The organism is Tangfeifania sp. (assembly GCF_055108615.1).
Genome location: NZ_JBSQIC010000075.1, coordinates 1 through 18,383 on the forward strand (window position 1 = coordinate 1; position 18,383 = coordinate 18,383).

Consider the following 18,383-nt stretch of genomic DNA (forward strand, 5'->3'; position numbering starts at 1 on the left):
GGTAAGCACCCCTGCTTTTAGCTAATGGTTGGCTACTACAAACCCCCATAGTGGACTTTCACCACCAAGTTATTTACCATGCACGGCACACAAAAAAACGGCGGGTTGCTCTAACCCGCCGTTTTTTTTGGGTTTCATCTATTTCCTACATCCCGCTGAAATCAACGCCTTCAAAAAGAACAGAAGGGGTGAGCCAGGATGAACTTTCATTTACATCGTTGCCAAATTCTCCAATATTGGCCCATAACGCTTTCATATTTCCGGTAATATTCATTTCTGAAACCGGTTGCACCAATTCACCGTTTTCAATCAGGAAACCATCTATTCCGTATGAAAAATCGCCGGTTGTGCCATTACAGTTACCGCCATTAAAGCCGGTTACCAAAATGCCTCTGTTTACCGTGGCAATGAGCCCCTCAAGGTTTTTATCGCCGGTTTCGAAAACCAGGTTGGTAGTGCTGCCACTGGTGGGTTCCATGTTCAGCTTTTTGCCGTAGTAGGTATCGATATAATAGTTTTGAAGAACGCCGTTTCCAAAAACTGTACGTTTTTTTGTAGCCAGGCCTTCACTGTCGAACAAACGCGATCCCCGTCCCGAAACAATAAACGGATTGTCAGTAATGGTAAGCTTTTCAGAAAAAACCTTTTCTCCTTTTTTATCGACCAAAAACGAATTTTTTTGCTGAATGGCAGAACCGTTCAGTGCGCTGATAACCGGGCTAAAAAGCCGGCTGACCTGCCGGTTCTCAACAATCATCGGCATTTTCCCCGATGCAATTTTGTCCTGCCCAATTTTTTTCAGTGCACGCTCCAGGGCTTTTTTACCAATTCCTTTTTTTTCCAGTTTATCGTAAAAAATGGCACTTTCGCTCCAGTACGACTCCGGTCTCGCATCGCCGCCTTTTACCGATACCTGGGCATTCAGCCCGTAGTAAGAATTTGATGTGTCGCCTTCAAACCCGTTGCTGGTTACCATGAGCCGCTCGCTCAGGCCATCGTAATAACTTGCCGAGACCGATATAATCCGTTCGTCTTTCCCGAAAACCTCTTTTTCAGTTTGAAAAGCCAAATCGATTTTTTGCTGCGGATCGTGCTTGTCGAATCCCGGATCCAGTGTTTTTAAATCCACTCCATTCCCCTTGTAGTAAAGTCCCGGATCGGGAAGTGTCCTGAATTCATCTTCCGAAAGGAAACAGGTGCCTTTAATGGCTTCCTCGATAAAACGGGCCAAATCCTCTTTTTTCATGCGGTTGGTGGAATGCACCGAATATTTTTTATCCACAAAAAGTCGGATGGTGAGATTGCTCTGAATCGCCTGCTCCAGGTTGTCAATTTTTTCATTACGCACATCCACGCTGCTGCTCCGGTTGTTCGAAATACTCACGCTAACTTGTTGGGCGCCATTTCCGAGGGCATGATTCATTGCCCATTTTGCTAAATTATATTTTTCCTGTTTAGTCATTTTTTAATTTTTTTAGGGTTGAACTTTTAAACCGAACCTCCAACAGTTAATTTTTTCACCAGTACGGTTGGCAAACCGCAGGTAACCGGTACCGACTGGCCATCTTTGCCACAGGTCCAGGTTCCGTTGTCAATTAAATAATCGTTGGCACACATGGTAATATCGGCAAGTGCTTCAGGCCCGTTGCCAATAATATTGATGTCTTTAATCGGTTGGGTTAGTTTCCCTTTTTCAATCAGGTAGCCCGATTTCACGAAAAATGTAAAGTCGCCAGCCCCGATTTTCACCTGGCCGTTGCTGAAATTATCCACGTAAACCCCGTAATCCACATTCGAAATAATATCGTCTTTTGTGTGAGGGCCTGGTTCCATGTAGGTGGCGCGCATGCGTGGCAACGGAATATTCCTGAATGACTCGCGGCGGCCGTTCCCGGTTGGGTTAACCCCGTAATATTGCGAACTGATGCGGTCGTGAATATAGCTGTTCAGCACACCGTCTTTCACGAGGTAGGTTTTCTCCACGTCGTTGCCTTCATCATCCACATTAATAGAGCCCCTGTTGTTTTCAAGCGTTCCGTCGTCGATAATATTTACAAAACCGGCAGCCACTTTTTCACCCATCTTGTCGCTGAAAATGGAAGTCCCCTTGCGGTTAAAATCGGCTTCAAATGTATGCCCAATGGCTTCGTGCAACAAAATACCCGAGCCTCCGGCACCCATCACAACCGGCATTTCGCCGGCTTTTGGCTTGGTAGCTTCAAAAAGAATATTGGTGCGGTCAACAGCTTCGCGTGCCAGCTCATCAACCAAATCGTCGGTAAGCCACTCAAACCCTTTGCGAAACGAACGTGCCGAGTAGGCATTTTCAACCTGCCCGTCTTTTTGCATAATGCAAACAGCACCAAAACTTACCATCGGGCGGTAATCGTAGGTCAGACGGCCTTCGGAATTGTAAAATAAAACGTAAGATGATTCGTCGGTTAAAAAGGCATTTACTTTAATTACCTTTTCGTCGAGACTGAATACTTTATCGTTAATTTTCTGCACAAAAGGCACTTTGTCTTTTACCGATACATCTTCCCACTTTCTTGAAATTTTGTAATAGTTTGAAGGGACTTTTTCAAGAATATCGCTGTTTTGATAATCTTTTTTACTTTCGGCAATGTTGGCTGCCATTCTTGCAGCGTTCAACATGGCATCGAGGGTAACCGTTTCCGAATAGGCAAAACCCGTTTGGTCGCCCTTTAATACACGGATTCCCACACCAAAATCGATATTGGAATAAGCCCTGTTTACTTTGCCGTCTTCCAGCCCCAGGCTGTTGGTGGTTTTCTGTTCAAAAAAGAGATCGGCATAATCGCCTCCTTTACTCAATGCCTCGGAAATCACCCGTTGCAGCATTTCTGCCGAAACTTCAAACTGATCTAAATAATACTTCACGTTTGCTGAAATTTTTACGTTTTGGAACGATTGCAAAAAAGGAGGAAGAAGCATCCCCCCAGCCACAGCCGTCCCGCTTGTTTTAATAAAATTACGCCGGTTTGTTTTCATGTCGCTTCTACAATTAAAAAATTTCGAAATTAAATAAAATAATGCCAACTATAATATAATGGTGAATTAATAACTATTAGTTCAAATCCAATAGTTATCCATTACAAAATCACGAGTCAAATTTCCACCTCTCGTTCACTAAGGGTATTTTCTAAAAAAAAATGAATATTTCAACAAATTCATATAAAATAAGGGGGGATTGTTAAAAAATAATAAACAAAATATGAGATTTACCCCTATTCTTTAACATCACATCATAAAAAAACATATTTTTGAGGTGAAATAAAAAATTAAAAAAAACATCAGTTATGGCACATTTCAGATTAAAAGCACTTGAAGAGGTACTAAACAGGGAACCCGAAGAGTTTACCCGGGAGAAAAACCTTGTATCTGACTTTTACGGCAAGTTGGCATTCGACAAACCCAAAATGAAAAAATACCTCTCGAAGGCAGCTTTCAATGCCGTAATGGAAGCAATTGAGAAAGGCACAACCATCGACCGGAAAATGGCCGACCAGGTTGCACAGGGCATGAAATCGTGGGCACTCGAAAACGGTGCAACGCATTACACCCACTGGTTTCAACCACTTACCGACACCACTGCCGAAAAGCACGATGCGTTTATAGTTCACGGCGACGAAGGAAGGGTTATTGAAGCTTTTTCAGGAGAATTACTGGCCCAGCAGGAGCCTGATGCATCATCGTTCCCCAGCGGAGGAATCCGCCAGACTTTTGAAGCCCGGGGCTACACGGCCTGGGATCCTTCATCTCCGGCATTCATCAGCGAAACCACGCTTACCATACCAACTATTTTTATCTCGTACACCGGCGATGCACTCGACTACAAAACACCGCTATTGCGCGCCCTGCACCAGGTAGATAAAGCTGCAACATCCGTTTGCCAGTATTTCGATAAAAATGTAACTTCTGTAAAAGCTAACTTAGGCTGGGAGCAGGAATACTTTTTAATTGATGAAGCGCTTTTCACAGCCCGCCCCGATCTGGTTCTTACCGGCCGCACATTAACCGGGCACGCTTCGTCGAAAGACCAGCAGCTTAACGACCACTATTTTTCATCCATCCCAACCCGGGTGAACCGCTTTATGCAGGATGTGGAAAATGAAGCCTACAAACTGGGAATTCCTGTAAAAACACGCCATAACGAGGTAGCTCCCAATCAGTTTGAGCTGGCACCCATTTTTGAAGAAGCCAACCTGGCCAACGATCACAACCAGCTTATTATGGATATTATGCAAAAAATTGCACGCCGGCATAAATTCCGCATTCTATATCACGAAAAACCTTTTGCTGGAATAAATGGCTCAGGCAAACACAATAACTGGTCGCTTTCCACCAATACCGGTGTAAATCTTTACTCACCGGGTAAGAACCCAAAATCCAACCTGTTATTCCTAACCTTTGTAATCAATACACTGAAAGCAGTTTACGACAACCAGGATCTTTTGCGGGCAAGTATTTTAACGGCTTCCAACCAACACCGGCTGGGAGCAAACGAAGCACCGCCTGCCATCCTTTCGGTATTTTTGGGCAGCGAGGTTTCAAAAATGCTCGATTTAATGGAAGAATCGGTAGTTGACCGCAAAATGACTCCGGAAGAAAAAACGGCACTCAAACTGAACATCGGCCGCATCCCGAAAATCATTCTCGACAATACCGATCGCAACCGCACTTCTCCTTTTGCATTCACCGGTAACCGTTTCGAGTTCCGTGCAGTTGGTTCCTCGGCCAACAACGCTTCGGCACTAATTGTGCTCAACTCAGTAGTGGCGCACCAGCTGAATAAGTTCAAAGAGAAAGTGGATGCTCTCATTGAAAAAGATGTTAAAAAAGATGAAGCTATTTTCCAGGTATTGAAGGACCTGATTATCGAATCGAAACCTATCCGTTTTAACGGTGACGGCTACAGTGAAGAGTGGGTAAAAGAAGCGAAAAAGCGCGGACTCACCAATGTACGGAATGTACCGGAGTCGCTTTCGGCCTACCTTCGTCCCGAAAACAAAAGGTTGTTTGAAAGCCTTGGCGTTTTTAACGAACCCGAACTGCATGGCCGGGTTGAAGTGGAGTATGAAAAATTCATCATGAAAGTCCAAATTGAGGCACGCGTGCTTGGAGACATTGCTATCAATCACATTGTTCCAACAGCGGTTCAGTACCAAACCATGCTGCTCGAAAATGTGCTACGCCAGAAAGAGTTGTTTTCAGAAGAAGAATTTGAGCAGCTGGCAAGTGCACGCAAAGATTTGATAAAAGAGGTGGGCGGTCATATTTCAGCCATAAAATTAAAACGGCACGACATGATTGAGGCCCGCAAAAAAGCAAATGTTATTGAAGACACCGTTAAAAAAGCAGAAGCATACGACAAAAAAGTCAAGCCTTTCCTCGATGATATCCGTTACCACATCGACAAACTGGAACTGATTGTTGACAATGAACTTTGGCCACTGCCCAAGTACAGAGAGCTTTTATTCGTCAGATAATTTTTTTGGTTTAGCAGTATTGAAAAGAGGCTTTGTTCAGAGCCTCTTTTTTTTTTTTGGAAAAAATCTACACTTTATAATTAATCAACCAAACAGCCGTTATTTTTGTAGCTGTTAAAAAAATTAATTTACTTTTACCTTTTTGGAAAGTAGTGTTGGGTATGAATAGAGTTTTCAGGTTCGTTTTATATTTCATCGTATTAATTACCTTAGCCTCATGCAGTGCAGGAAAATTAGGCCGGGATGCCCTGCTCTCGCACGAAATCGGAGAGTATTACAATGCCATTGAAAAATACAGAAAAGCAAGCCGAAAAGAAAAAGACCGCGACAAAAGGCGGCAATATGCTTTTTCCATTGCCGAATGTTATCGCTACATTGGCGATTACGAAATGGCTGCACTGTATTACCGAAATGCCATTCGCCGCGGATACTCCGACCCCATAGCCCTTTTTTACCATGCCGAAATGCTGAGGGCATCGCAGGACTACGAGCAGGCTATTGAAAACTATCGCATGTACCTCGATACCATTCCCGGCGACGAAAGGGCACAAGCCGGACTTGAAGCTATTCAGAAAACCCAGGAGTGGGTGGCCAATCCAACCCGCCACATCATCAATCCCATAAAAGAAATCAATTCGCGCGAAAGTGATTTCTCCCCTGTATTTGTGGGCGGGCGCGACAACGAGGTGATTTTTACATCGACCCGGAAAGCTGCTACCGGTAAAAAGGAAAGCATGATTACCGGCCAGGATTATGCCGATTTGTTCAAATCGACTTTCAGCATCCAGCGGCAAAAGTGGGAAACACCACAGCTACTTGATGAAAACCTGGTGGTAAACACGGGCGACGAGGAGGGAGCAGCCACTTTATCTTCAACCGGAGAGCAGATGATTTTTACCCGTTCACGCTACGATAAAAACCAGTCGCTGGGAACAGAGCTTTATTCTGCATCACAATCGCGCGGCACCTGGTCCGACCCCATAAAAATCCAGCTTGTTGGCGACAGTATAATTGCAGCCCATCCTGCCCTGAGCCCCGATGGCTCGGTGCTTTATTTTGTTTCGGATATGCCCGGAGGCGAAGGCGGAAAAGATATCTGGAGAGCTGAAAAAGAAGGCGGTACTTTTGCCAATCCCGAAAACCTTGGGGAAACAATCAACACCCCCGGCAACGAGATGTTCCCTTTTGTAAGAGACAACGGGGAGCTGTACTTTTCGTCGAACTACCATATTGGAATGGGCGGGCTCGATATTTTTGTGGCCCGCGAAGATGAAGATGGAAACTGGACCATTGAAAATATGGGCTACCCCGTAAATTCCCCGTCTGACGATCTGGGGATCGCATTTGTTGAAGGCGAAAACAAAGGCATGTTCACATCGAACCGGAAAGGATCGCGCGGCGATGATTTATATGAATTTATGGTACCGCCCAAAATTTACAGGGTTGAAGGTGAAGTTTACGATAAAGAAACGAGGGAGAAAATTGATGGTGCAACAGTACGGATTATCGGCACCGACGGTACAAATATGCGCATGCGTACCCAGGATGGAAAATTCCAGATGAAACTTCAGCCCGAAACCGAATATGTGTTCGCGGCATTCAAAGAGGGTTATTTGCGCGACAAAGCTACTGCAAACACTATTGGTTTGGAAGACAGCAAAGATTTCAGGTTTGAGCTGTTTCTAACATCAACAGACGACCCGATAAAAATTGAAAATATCAATTACGAATTTGGAAGCTGGGAATTACTGCCTGAATCAAAAACTGCACTTGATACCTTAATAAGGGTGTTGGTGCTTAATCCAACCATTACCATTGAAATTATGTCGCACACCGACCATGTGGGCAGCGATGAATTTAATTTCGAGCTTTCGCAGAAAAGGGCACAAAGCGTGGTGGACTATTTAATTGAAAAAGGAATTAATCCGCAACGCCTGGTGGCCAAAGGATATGGCGAAACCTGGCCTAAAAGGATAACCCGCCAGCTGGCCAGTCAGTACGATTTCTTAAACCGAAACGATGAACTGACCGAGGAATTTATTATGAAACTGACCGAGGAACAGCAGGAAATTGCCCGTGCCATTAACCGGCGTACTGAATTCCAGGTGCTTTCAACCGACTTCATAGAAAGGTTCGATGCCGAACCGAAAGAATAATCACTTCATTTTTAAAACGGTATTTTGTTATACCCGGCGTATGTTCAAGGCTTAAGAAGAATTTAAATGAGCGCGGGAAAGCGACCACGGCAGTATATCATATTCGCCACCAACTTTCTTTCTACTCTATTAATTAAAAAAGCCACTTAAACGTTTTACCGTTCAAATGGCTATTTCAATAAAATAAAATGATTAATATTTTTTACTCTTCGCCGCCGCCGTTTTCTTCGGTAGCAGGTGCAGGAATATTTTCTTCGCTGTTACCTTCGGGTGCAGTTGTCGGGAAATTAGGTACCTGCGTTGGATCGACAGCATTTTGAATCTGATCCTGTACCCTCGACTGTTGTTCGGTTACCTGCTGGCGCGGGATAAAAGCCGACCCTAAAACAGCCAAAACCACTAGTGAAACAGCCAGCACCCAGGTTGCTTTTTCAAGAAAATCGGTGGTTTTGCGAACACCCATTACCTGGTTCGACGACTGGAAGTTGCTGGCCAAACCCCCACCTTTTGAGTTCTGTACCAATACAATAAGAATTAACAAGATACAGACGATGAATATTAAAACGGTTATTAACGTGTACATTTCGTTTCGATTAAATGTTCTTTAATTTTTCTATTTCTTCAATTCGGGTTGCAAAGTAAACACTTTTTTCCGGATATTTCAAGCTTAATTTTCTAAATGCATCCAATGCTTTATCGTATTTTTTTTGTTCGAAGTATATCATTGCCAGGGTCTCGGTAATCAGTTCATCAGGTTCGGAAACTGACTTCTCCATTATTTCATTCTCATCCTCTTCCCGTGTTTCATTTGTGTTTTCACTATCCATCCTGATGGGGGCTGGTTCCGATGAAAGAAATTTATCAATTAACGAACCGCCTTTTTCACTATCAAAAGTTTCCCCTTCCGGCTGATCCTTTTGCTCTATTCTGTCCTGCCCGAAGTAGTAGGCGGAAGTTTGGGGCATCGCATCAGAATATAAAAAACGGTGCAGTTTTTTACGATCGTGAACTGCAACAGCCGCTTTTTTCAGCGCGGCTTCAAACCCATCGTGCCCTGTAAATTTTAAGTTTTTCAAATAGAGCATCCAGGCCACCTGAAAATACGGGTACTTTTCGGTAAGTTTCTCCAGTTCAGGCAATGTTTCCTCGCTGAGCAATCCGGGGTTTTCTACCAGTTTATAAAATTCTTCGTTTTGCATTTTACCAGTTGGCAATTGTTGCGTTAAAAATATCTTCGTTCAGTTTTTTTATAATTTCAGGAACCAGTCCATCTTCAACAGCGCTTAACGAGCTGTTGCTGTCGAAATCTTCGTAAGCCGAAAATGTTTGTTCCAGGTTTTGTTCCGGATCATTGTTGTTGGTATATTTCAGGTTAACCGTTATTGTAAGCCGGTTGAGGGCAGCCTGGTCTTCTTTTTGAATAGCCATTGGGCGTACTTCGTAGCCGGTAATCTGCCCTTCAAAAATCAGGTCCCCGTTTTCTTCCAGTTCGTTGAGAGAAGTTTGCCGCTGCAGTTTTTCGCGTAGTGCCTCGGTGAAATTCTGGCTCAGGTTTGGATTAACCAAACGGGAACGGTTGGGAAAATAGTAAACCGAAAAGGTTTTTACCTCGGGCGAAATATTGGCCCCGGTAAAAGAGTAGGAAACTTTGCACGAATGCATAATTCCGCCTGCAAGCAAAATTATTCCTGTAAGTATTAAAAATCTTTTTAGCATCAATTAATTGTTAATGTCGTATTCTTTAATTTTCCGGTAAAGCGTGCGTTCGGAAATTCCCAGCTCGCGGGCGGCATATTTCCTTTTGCCATTGTGTTTCTCCAGTGCCTTTTTAATCAGTTCAATCTCTTTTTCTTCAAGTGAAAGCGATTCTTCCACAATTTCTTCGGTGTCCTGAATATTATTTTTATCGCGATGGTTTATCTGCAAAGGTTTCGAAGCGTGCTCTCTTTGGGGCAAATTGGCTTCCCCGTCGTCGTATAAATTCTGAATAATCCGTGCCTGGTCTCCCGAAATTGGCGACTCCTTGTTTTCCATCAGGTCGAGTACCAGCTTTTTTAAATCGTTCATGTCGCGCTTCATATCAAAAAGCACTTTGTACAATATTTCCCTTTCGCTGGCATACGAAGCTTCTTCTTTTTTTGAAAAAAGAGCAGGCAGCCTGCTCGATGACGAATCGGGAAGGTATTTGCGGAGCACATCCGCTGTAACATCGCGGTTTTCCTCAATAATCGAAATTTGTTCGGTAATATTTTTCAACTGCCTGACGTTACCCGGCCAGCGGTAATTAATGAGCGCAATCCGGGCTTCATCGTCAAGCCGGATCGGGGGCATGCGGTATTTCTCAGCAAAATCGCGTGCAAATTTCCGGAACAAAAGGTAAATATCGTCGGGACGCTGGCGCAGAGGTAAAATATTTATGGGGACAGTATTTAAACGGTAATACAAATCTTCCCTGAATTTTCCTTCCTCAATGGCTTTTGGAATATCTACATTGGTGGCGGCAATTACCCGCACATCCGATTTTATCATTTTTGAAGACCCCACTTTTATGAACTCGCCGGTTTCGAGTACACGAAGCAGCCTCACCTGTGTTGAAAGCGGGAGTTCGCCTATTTCATCAAGAAAAATGGTTCCACCGTCGGCTTCCTGGAAGTAACCTTTCCTGTCAGACAAAGCTCCGGTAAATGCCCCTTTCTCGTGGCCGAAAAGTTCAGAATCGATAGTTCCTTCGGGAATAGCGCCACAGTTAACGGCAATGTATTTCCCGTGCTTACGGCTCGAAAACTGATGAATAATCTGCGGGAACATTTCCTTACCCGTACCACTTTCGCCGCTAATCAACACCGAAAGGTCGGTTGGAGCCACCTGCACGGCAACTTCAATTGCACGGTTTAAATCGGGTGAATTCCCAATAATTTCAAACCGCTGTTTTATTCCCTGAATATCCATATTCGTATTGTCCATTTACTCAATTTTATCAATTTAGGTTCACCTTCCTGCATAATGTCCCAGAAAATTTTTCTGAAGGAGTTTGTTTTTAAAACTTTTGCAGCTACAAATTTACAATTTTTCGCTGTTAATGACGGGCAATCAAATTTAATTAACCTTTTTTTGCGGTTCAGGTTTAAAATTCAGGTTACCTAAATTTAACCAATACCCTCTTTTTGAATAGCTATTCAGGATTCAAACTCAATTTATAACTATCTTTATGCTTGCAAAAAAGAAAAAAGTTGAAAACAGATGAAATTCATAACCATCATACCCGCCCGTTTCCAATCAACGCGTTTCCCCGGGAAACCGCTGGCCATACTAAATAATAAACCTGTTATTCAGTGGGTTTACGAAAATGCAGCCAAAGCGCTCGACGAGGTGTGGGCCGCAACCGATGACGACCGGATTTTTAAAGCAGTTCAGGATTTTGGGGGCAAAGCAATAAAAACATCAAAAAACCACCGCAGCGGAACCGATCGTTGTGCAGAAGCTGCCCGTATCCTGTCAGAAAAAATTGACTTTGACGTGGTTATAAACATCCAGGGCGACGAACCTTTTGTTACTGCCAGGCAAATTGAGCAACTCGCCTCATGTTTTAGCAGCGACACAGAAATTGCCACCCTCATCAAAAAAATTGAAACGACCGACGAACTTTTCAATCCCAACCGCCCCAAAGTGATCATCGACAAAGAGCAAAACGCGATGTACTTCAGCCGCTCGCCCATCCCTTTTGTGCGGGGAGAAAAAGAAAACGACTGGCTAATCGCCGGAACATTCTGGGCGCATGTTGGCATGTATGCCTACCGTAAAAATGTTTTGCAGGAAATTACCCGTCTTTCGCCCGGAAAACTCGAGCGCATGGAAGCACTGGAACAGCTCAGGTGGCTCGAAAACGGGCTCAAAATAAAAACCGCCGTTACCGAACACCAAAGCATTGGGATTGATACACCTGAAGATTTGGAAAATGCAGTGCAACTTTTAAAAGAGAAATTCGTCTAACAAAAGAAAGGCATACTATTTGCATTAAAAAACAAGGAATTAAAAATGAATTGCCATGAAAAAAATTATACTTTTCTTCATCATATTTACTTTTTACATTGCAGGAAGCCACACACTTCGGGCAAACATGCCATTTGAAAACAACCTGTTTACACAGCAGGAACAACCCAAAGATACCTATCAGCTTAAAATTTACCCCAACCCCTGCAATACCGGACAGGTAACACTTGAGATGAACGATCAGGAAATTGACGAAGTGCGGTTGATTAACATTGCGGGTAAAGAAATTTTGCAGCAAAAAATGGAATTGGGAACCAACAGGTACCAGCTGAAACTTGAAAATGTTCCCAACGGAATTTATTTCATGCGCGTAAAAACAACTGACAACAAAACAGTTGTGAAAAAGCTGGTGGTTTCTTCCCGTTAAATTCATTTCGAGCGCTCACCCAATTTTTTTGGGGCATAATGAGTTGATGACAGAAATATCCAAATTGCAAATCACAAATCGCAAATAAATTTCAATTTTCAAAACCTATAAATTCCAGAATTCTGAAATTTATATTGTTTCGATAATTGGTTTTTGGAGCTTATTTGAAATTTAATTTTTGTCATTTGTTATTTTGCTTAAATACAATACGTTACAAAAATATGTCATTGGCAATACACAAAGTTTTCATTACCCCCACCAATAAAACCCCTCATTTTTTATAATTTTCGCCCCTCATTTAAAATGACTTGTAATGGTAAAGTATTTACTTCCAGGGATTGCTCTCCTTTTAACATTTAATGCCCTTTCGCAACAAAATATCAGTGATGCCCGCAATTCGGTTGGCGAAAATGTAACCGTCAGCGGAATTGTAACAAACGGCAGTGAGCTTTGGAAAATCCGTTATTTTCAAGATGAAACAGCGGGAATTGCGGCATTTGGGGATTCGGCCTCAAACCTGCAACGGGGCGACTCTGTTACCATTAGCGGAACTGTAAAGAATTGGGAAAACCTGTTGGAAATTGATCCCATAAGCTCGGTAACAGTTCACTCGTCGGGAAATCAGCTCCCTGATCCAAAAATAATTACCATCGACCAAATTGGGGAAGGATACGAAGGACAGCTCGTGCAAATCAACGATGTTGAATTTGTCAACGCCACCGGCTCATTCGAGGGCGATGCCAACTATAACCTGACCGATGGCGAAAACACTTTCGAAATAAGAATTAACCGGAATGCTGAAGCTATTACCGATCAGCAAATACCCACCGGAACACTGAATTTAATCGGAATCTGTTCACAGTTTTCTTCCAGCCAAAACGATGTAACCACTGGCTATCAACTGCTTCCCCGGGACATGAACGATTTTGTACTTACAAGTGCCATTAATATTATTTCGCCGGTTACTGTTGAAAATATTTCGAAAAGCGGCTTTACCCTGTCGTGGCACACCGACACCGAAGCAACCCCGGAAGTGATGTACGGCACCACGCCCAATTCAAGCTACTGGAGGGACATTACCACAGGCACAACAACAGCTTCAAACGGGGAATTTATTCAGAAAGTTAATATCGCTGGCCGGGAGGCGGGCTCGATAATTTATGCCCAACCCTACTCCTACGCCTCTTCCGATACAGCATTTGCACCACTGGCAACTTATGTCACTGAATCGAATTCAACAGGAGATATTAAAGTCTATTTCAACAGCGATGTGGACACTACTTATTCTGTTTACACCCCGGCACAAAACATTGGCGGAGCACTCGACGACACCCTCGTTGCTTATATCGACCGCGCTGAAGAATCCATCGATTTTGCCATCTACAATTTTAACAATATTGCTTCAGCAAGTGTTCCCAACGCCCTTAACAGAGCTAAAAACAAAGGGCTCCGGGTTAGAGTAATTTCCTGTGGCACCAATCAAAACCAGGGACTGAACTACCTCGACCAGGACATTCCGGTACTTGTTACCCCCAACGAATATGAACGTGATGGTATTATGCACAACAAATTTGCGGTGATCGATGCAGAATCATCCAATCCTGACAAGCCCACCGTGTGGTCAGGCTCCACCAATATTTCGTACAACCAGGTAGTTTCGGATGCCAACAACATGATTTTCATACAAGACCAGGCATTGGCCAGGGCTTATAAAATTGAATTTGAAGAAATGTGGGGAAGTAATACTGCGCAACCCAACGAGGAATATTCCAGATTCGGTGCCTACAAAACCGATAACACCCCACACGAGTTTATCATTGGCGGAAAAAGGGTGGAATGTTATTTCAGCCCGTCGGACGGCACCAACCAGCAACTGGTAAATGTCATTCACTCGGCAGACAACAACCTGAATGTAGGCACCATGCTCATTACCCGCACCGACCTGGCACTGGCCATAAGCGATGCCAAAGCAAGAGGTGTGGCAGCAAATGTACTTACCGAAGGCGATGCCAACACCGAAACAGTGAACTCCATTTTGAGCGATGCCCTGGGGAATAATTCATACGTTTTCGATAATGTGACGTACGGAATTTTACATCATAAATATGCAGTAGCTGATAACAACAAACCCGCTTTTGATCCGCTGGTAGTTACCGGCAGCCACAACTGGAGCAATTCGGCCAACGAGATTAACGACGAAAACACATTGATAATCCATAACGAAGATATTGCCAACCAGTATTACCAGAATTTCGCTGCACGTTTTACAGCCAACAACGGTATGCTTGTAACAAATACAAGCCTTGTTAAAAATCAACAGGAAACATATTTTTATCCTAACCCGGCCAGGAGTAAAATAAAAGTAGTGGCTTCCGAAAAAATTTCACGAATTAAAATTTTTAACCTTTCCGGAATCAAAATCCTGGAAACGGAAAGCGGAAACTCCAATTCCTTTGATGTCAATATCAGTCACCTGAATCCGGGCCTTTACTTTTTAAAAGTCAGCATGAATTCCGGGAAAGAATCCGCTCATAAAATTACCGTTATCAAATAATGACCTGAATTCCATATCTCAACAGTCCGCAATCCGATACGTTTTTTGTCAGATGATAGCTGACCGAAAAGTCAGCAGGTGAAATGCCGGCAAACAGGTGCTTTCTTCCCTGCTGCTGGTCTGAATTCTCCCAATTAACAATTCACCGTCCGGTACTATCTGCATGGCTGGGTTATTTCCCGCCAACCCAACACGTGATGAAAAACACAGCGATGTTTTCGGCCAACTCCTTGCAAATCAAAAACAAACCAGCTACCTTTAGCTTGTTTGTTAAACAACCGTGTATGGAAACCTAAAAACCAACTATATTTTATCCATCATTTTTATTTAGAATAAATCTACGTTTGATATGACTTTAAGTCTCAGCGCATTGTTGTATTTTGCATTAACGATGGATAAAATACTATTACGTTACTGGCAAGTGTAAAAAAAGACCGTGCAAACAATAACAGAATGATTAAAATTAGAAATTATGTTCTATCCAAACTGTCTTGAATACAAAAACACTATTTTAAAAAATCAAATTTCCGTAATTCGTAAAACACTTCAAAACAAGCAAGCTAAAGAACTTGAGAAATTTCGTGTTGCATTTAACAATGCACAACAAATCAAAGAATTTAGAAATAAACTTCATGAAATAATGTCTAAAAACAACAATGATAAACCAAATTATTTCAAATTATAAAACTAAGCTTCTATGATACAAACAGAAAATAGAACAGCAGTAAGAGAAAGAATAGAGAATATTTACAAGTATCTCCATCGGCACAAAGAATATATAAACAGGTTAAATGTTTTTCCTGTTCCTGATGGCGATACCGGCCTTAATATGACGCTGACCATACAAGGTGCTTTGGCAAATATGCATAATTATGAAAAAGAATCAATTTCAACAGGTGAATATTTAAAACATTTTGCTGAACAAATGCTCCTGAACAGTCGGGGGTGTTCAGGAGTAATTTTATCTCTTTATTGTCAGGGCATCTCACAAGTAATTGAGAATAACGACTTTTCTAAGGATAATATTTTTAAAGCGCTTGAAAACGGATATAAAAATGCTTACGAAGGTACTGAAAATCCAAAAGAAGGAACTATGCTTACTTTAATGCGTGAATTTAAAGAAAAGTATGGTGAAATTATGAAAGAAGATGATGACCCTTCAATTATTATAAAAAAATGTATCCCTTATTTAAAAGAAGTTCTTAAAAAAACCCCGGATATGTTGCCTGTATTAAAGCAAGCCGGTGTTGTAGATTCCGGTGGTGCAGGATTTCTTATTATTCTTCAGGGAATTAACAGGGAATTAAATTTTAACGAATTAGTTCCTCGCAGCTTACCTGTTTCAATTATACTTAATATAAACAAAGCTACAAAAAAGTATCTTAATGGTAAATTAGCTAATTTTAATAAAAATTCTATCGAAGTTTTGCTTCCGAATATTGATATAGAAAAATTGTATAATTTAAGATTGCATAAGATAATTGAAGATGTCAGGCATTTTATTAACAATCTGCAAAGTAACGGGAATAAATCCTTACATAAAAAAACAATTATTAATGATCTGGAAGACATGGAAAATTCATGGAATCCGGAAATTAAATTAAAATATTGTACTGAATTTATTTTAGAAACAGACAAAATATCATCGAAAGAACAAATAAAAGAAATTATCGGTGAGTACGGAGACAGCCTGATAATACTTAACAGCGGCGATAAATATAAAGTTCATATACATACAGATAAACCGGAATCCGTTTTTAAAGATATTTCAAAATACGGCGAACTCATATTTACCAAAGTAGATGATATGAAAAAACAACACAGAAACCTCATAAGTAATGATACTATTGATTATGAAAGAGAAAAAAGTGTTTTTTGTATCGTTTCCGGTAAAGGATTTGCTGAAATTCTTAAAAAACTCGGTGCCGATGATGTGTTCTGCTATGGAAAAAATAAACCGTCTGTTGAACGTATCGTGAAAGAGTTAAACAGGTTGAAAACAAAAAATATAATCGTTGCTTCCGATGATAAAGATATTTTAATGGCTCTCAAATATGCTGCTACACTCAGCAAATCAAATGTTCATATTATTGAATCCAATAATGTAATTTCCCTGATTAGTATGATGATGAATATTTCAAAAGAATTAGATATTACCACTACGCTTGAATCAGTAATGAATAGTCTTAATGATATTCGGTTTTGTGGAATTGCCAGGGCTATCAGGGATACTACAACGGAAGATGGTAAAAAAGTAAACAAAAATGAATTTTTCACAATTTACAACGGGAAAATTATTCTTTCTGATAACAATATTGAAATGCTTATCAATAATACCATTAAAAAACTGGTAAAAGATAAAAGTCTGATATCAATATACAAAGGTATTCCTGCAAACAAAGAAAAAAGTCTTATTCCGAAACTGAAAAAATCTTTTCCCGATTTTGAATTTGAAGAATATTACGGTGGTCAATACCAATATAATTATTATATAACTTTTGAATAAATTTAAAAAAATGGAAAAGAAAATTTTAATTATCACAGCCGATAATCTTGGCCTTTCCAGAGAGCAAATAGATTATCCAAACGTCGAAATTTTAAAATATCCTGTTTTAGTTGAAGGTAAAGAATATCGTGAAAGTGATGAATGCACTGCACAGTGGCTAAATGAAAAATACCTGGAAGAAAAAGTGGTTGCTAAATCAACTTCAATTGTAAAAGGAGAGCTTATTGAAATAGTAGAAAAAAATAAAGATAAATATGACCTGATAATTCATGTCGTGATGAGCAGTGTAATGTCTGCAGCAACCATAGCTATTGCTAAAAGCGTAAAGGAAATGTATGAAAATACTATTCCGATTATCAATATTGACAGCAGACAAGTTATGGCAGGTGTAGGAAATGTTCTCCTGGGAGTAATTGATATAATTAAAAAAACTAACAATCCGGATGATATTGTCAAATTATCACAGGAAGTCGTTCAAAATACATTTAGCTATTTTATCGTAGCAGACCTTAACTATCTGTATAGAGGAGGCAGAATTGGAAAAGCAAGAGCATTGATGGGTTCTGTTTTGCGTATTACCCCAATTATAGGCTTGATGGGTGATGATAAAGAAGGTCAGATCGTTCCGCTTGGAAAAGGAAGAACTTTCAAACAAGTAAATTCACAAATTATTCAGTTGATAAAAGCTAAAATGGCTGAAAAACCGGCAACCACAATTAAAAGATTAAATATTGTCGGGTTTGGAGATAATAAAGACGTTTTTTCTGATTTAGAAGAAAAATTAAAAGCAATTCCATGTGATGATTTTATTATAGGGAAAGCGGATCTTGTCGGTGCTGTTTACTGCGGGCCAAAATCATATACTGTTGCTGTAACTATTTAAATTGAAAAATTATGAATGCTTATTTAACGTATATAATATGCTTATTATCAGGCTATCTAACAGGTTCAATATTATTTGCCTATGTTATTACAAAACTGGTAAAAGGAGAAGATATCAGGGACTTAGGTAATAATAATCCCGGAGCCTATAATACTTTTAAAAGTACAGGTAAGCTTTGGGGTATCTTAACCGGACTTTTAGACAGTTCAAAGGCATTAATACCAATGCTTCTTGCAAATTATTTTTTTGATTTATCCACAATTTCCCTGGGGCTAATCGGTATAGGAGCAATAATAGGGCACGGTTATCCTCTGTTCTTTAATTTTAAAGGAGGACGTGCTGCCGGAACATTAATGG

General features: G+C 41.1%; 15 protein-coding genes. 9 read left to right on the forward strand and 6 right to left on the reverse strand.

Annotation, left to right across the window (positions count from 1 at the left end; translation table 11 throughout):
* Window positions 1-145: 145 nt before the first annotated feature.
* Window positions 146-1,462, reverse strand: coding sequence for a TldD/PmbA family protein (locus ACTCNA_RS14080; protein ID WP_462948566.1), 1,317 nt, complete (start codon window positions 1,460-1,462; stop codon window positions 146-148).
* A gap of 26 nt (window positions 1,463-1,488) precedes the next feature.
* On the reverse strand, window positions 1,489-2,901 hold the full coding sequence (locus ACTCNA_RS14085; RefSeq protein WP_462948567.1) for a TldD/PmbA family protein: 1,413 nt from the start codon (window positions 2,899-2,901) through the stop codon (window positions 1,489-1,491).
* Between the two features lie 419 nt (window positions 2,902-3,320).
* Here ACTCNA_RS14085 and ACTCNA_RS14090 point away from each other — a divergent pair, with 419 nt between their 5' ends.
* Both ACTCNA_RS14090 and porE read left to right on the forward strand, forming a co-directional pair.
* On the forward strand, window positions 3,321-5,510 hold the full coding sequence (locus tag ACTCNA_RS14090) for a glutamine synthetase III family protein (protein WP_462948568.1): 2,190 nt from the start codon (window positions 3,321-3,323) through the stop codon (window positions 5,508-5,510).
* A 161-nt stretch (window positions 5,511-5,671) separates the two neighbouring features.
* A complete protein-coding gene (gene porE, locus ACTCNA_RS14095) occupies window positions 5,672-7,666 on the forward strand; it encodes a PorE family type IX secretion system protein (protein WP_462948569.1) in 1,995 nt (664 codons plus the stop codon).
* A 202-nt stretch (window positions 7,667-7,868) separates the two neighbouring features.
* On the opposite strand, the gene secG is transcribed toward porE, so the two are convergent.
* From secG to ACTCNA_RS14115, 4 genes are read right to left on the reverse strand one after another with little or no spacing between them, the layout of a single operon-like run.
* Complete coding sequence (gene secG / locus ACTCNA_RS14100; protein WP_462948570.1) at window positions 7,869-8,249, reverse strand: preprotein translocase subunit SecG; 381 nt, start codon at window positions 8,247-8,249, stop codon at window positions 7,869-7,871.
* Window positions 8,250-8,259: 10 nt separating this feature from the next.
* The gene (locus ACTCNA_RS14105) at window positions 8,260-8,865 is read right to left on the reverse strand and encodes a tetratricopeptide repeat protein (protein ID WP_462948571.1); all 606 of its coding nucleotides are present in this window, start codon (window positions 8,863-8,865) and stop codon (window positions 8,260-8,262) included.
* Window position 8,866: 1 nt separating this feature from the next.
* A complete protein-coding gene (locus tag ACTCNA_RS14110) occupies window positions 8,867-9,382 on the reverse strand; it encodes an LptE family protein (RefSeq protein WP_462948572.1) in 516 nt (171 codons plus the stop codon).
* A gap of 3 nt (window positions 9,383-9,385) precedes the next feature.
* Window positions 9,386-10,630: a sigma-54 interaction domain-containing protein gene (locus ACTCNA_RS14115; RefSeq protein WP_462948573.1), complete on the reverse strand. Its 1,245-nt coding sequence runs from the start codon at window positions 10,628-10,630 to the stop codon at window positions 9,386-9,388.
* Window positions 10,631-10,906: 276 nt separating this feature from the next.
* Between ACTCNA_RS14115 and kdsB the strand changes: the two genes are divergently transcribed.
* The 7 genes from kdsB to ACTCNA_RS14150 form a co-directional block, all read left to right on the forward strand.
* Window positions 10,907-11,656: a 3-deoxy-manno-octulosonate cytidylyltransferase gene (gene kdsB / locus ACTCNA_RS14120; RefSeq protein ID WP_462948574.1), complete on the forward strand. Its 750-nt coding sequence runs from the start codon at window positions 10,907-10,909 to the stop codon at window positions 11,654-11,656.
* A gap of 55 nt (window positions 11,657-11,711) precedes the next feature.
* A complete protein-coding gene (locus tag ACTCNA_RS14125) occupies window positions 11,712-12,083 on the forward strand; it encodes a T9SS type A sorting domain-containing protein (protein WP_462948575.1) in 372 nt (123 codons plus the stop codon).
* Window positions 12,084-12,396: 313 nt separating this feature from the next.
* Window positions 12,397-14,637, forward strand: coding sequence for a phospholipase D-like domain-containing protein (locus ACTCNA_RS14130; RefSeq protein WP_462948576.1), 2,241 nt, complete (start codon window positions 12,397-12,399; stop codon window positions 14,635-14,637).
* Window positions 14,638-15,109: 472 nt separating this feature from the next.
* Window positions 15,110-15,322, forward strand: coding sequence for a hypothetical protein (locus ACTCNA_RS14135; RefSeq protein WP_462948577.1), 213 nt, complete (start codon window positions 15,110-15,112; stop codon window positions 15,320-15,322).
* 12 nt (window positions 15,323-15,334) lie between these two features.
* A complete protein-coding gene (locus tag ACTCNA_RS14140) occupies window positions 15,335-17,143 on the forward strand; it encodes a DAK2 domain-containing protein (protein WP_462948578.1) in 1,809 nt (602 codons plus the stop codon).
* A 10-nt stretch (window positions 17,144-17,153) separates the two neighbouring features.
* On the forward strand, window positions 17,154-18,026 hold the full coding sequence (locus ACTCNA_RS14145) for a DegV family protein (RefSeq protein ID WP_462948579.1): 873 nt from the start codon (window positions 17,154-17,156) through the stop codon (window positions 18,024-18,026).
* An 11-nt stretch (window positions 18,027-18,037) separates the two neighbouring features.
* On the forward strand, window positions 18,038-18,383 hold a 346-nt coding region (locus ACTCNA_RS14150), incomplete at its 3' end, for a glycerol-3-phosphate acyltransferase (RefSeq protein ID WP_462948580.1).

What these genes read in the sequence shown, in the direction of transcription:
- ACTCNA_RS14130 (WP_462948576.1), top strand. Translation starts at nt 12,397, where the DNA reads ATGGTAAAGTATTTACTTCCAGGGATTGCTCTCCTTTTAACATTTAAT.
- ACTCNA_RS14140 (WP_462948578.1), top strand. Translation starts at nt 15,335, where the DNA reads ATGATACAAACAGAAAATAGAACAGCAGTAAGAGAAAGAATAGAGAAT.
- kdsB (WP_462948574.1), top strand. Translation starts at nt 10,907, where the DNA reads ATGAAATTCATAACCATCATACCCGCCCGTTTCCAATCAACGCGTTTC.
- ACTCNA_RS14125 (WP_462948575.1), top strand. Translation starts at nt 11,712, where the DNA reads ATGAAAAAAATTATACTTTTCTTCATCATATTTACTTTTTACATTGCA.
- ACTCNA_RS14110 (WP_462948572.1), bottom strand. Translation starts at nt 9,382, where the DNA reads ATGCTAAAAAGATTTTTAATACTTACAGGAATAATTTTGCTTGCAGGC.
- porE (WP_462948569.1), top strand. Translation starts at nt 5,672, where the DNA reads ATGAATAGAGTTTTCAGGTTCGTTTTATATTTCATCGTATTAATTACC.
- secG (WP_462948570.1), bottom strand. Translation starts at nt 8,249, where the DNA reads ATGTACACGTTAATAACCGTTTTAATATTCATCGTCTGTATCTTGTTA.
- ACTCNA_RS14135 (WP_462948577.1), top strand. Translation starts at nt 15,110, where the DNA reads ATGTTCTATCCAAACTGTCTTGAATACAAAAACACTATTTTAAAAAAT.
- ACTCNA_RS14145 (WP_462948579.1), top strand. Translation starts at nt 17,154, where the DNA reads ATGGAAAAGAAAATTTTAATTATCACAGCCGATAATCTTGGCCTTTCC.
- ACTCNA_RS14105 (WP_462948571.1), bottom strand. Translation starts at nt 8,865, where the DNA reads ATGCAAAACGAAGAATTTTATAAACTGGTAGAAAACCCCGGATTGCTC.
- ACTCNA_RS14115 (WP_462948573.1), bottom strand. Translation starts at nt 10,630, where the DNA reads ATGGACAATACGAATATGGATATTCAGGGAATAAAACAGCGGTTTGAA.
- ACTCNA_RS14080 (WP_462948566.1), bottom strand. Translation starts at nt 1,462, where the DNA reads ATGACTAAACAGGAAAAATATAATTTAGCAAAATGGGCAATGAATCAT.
- ACTCNA_RS14090 (WP_462948568.1), top strand. Translation starts at nt 3,321, where the DNA reads ATGGCACATTTCAGATTAAAAGCACTTGAAGAGGTACTAAACAGGGAA.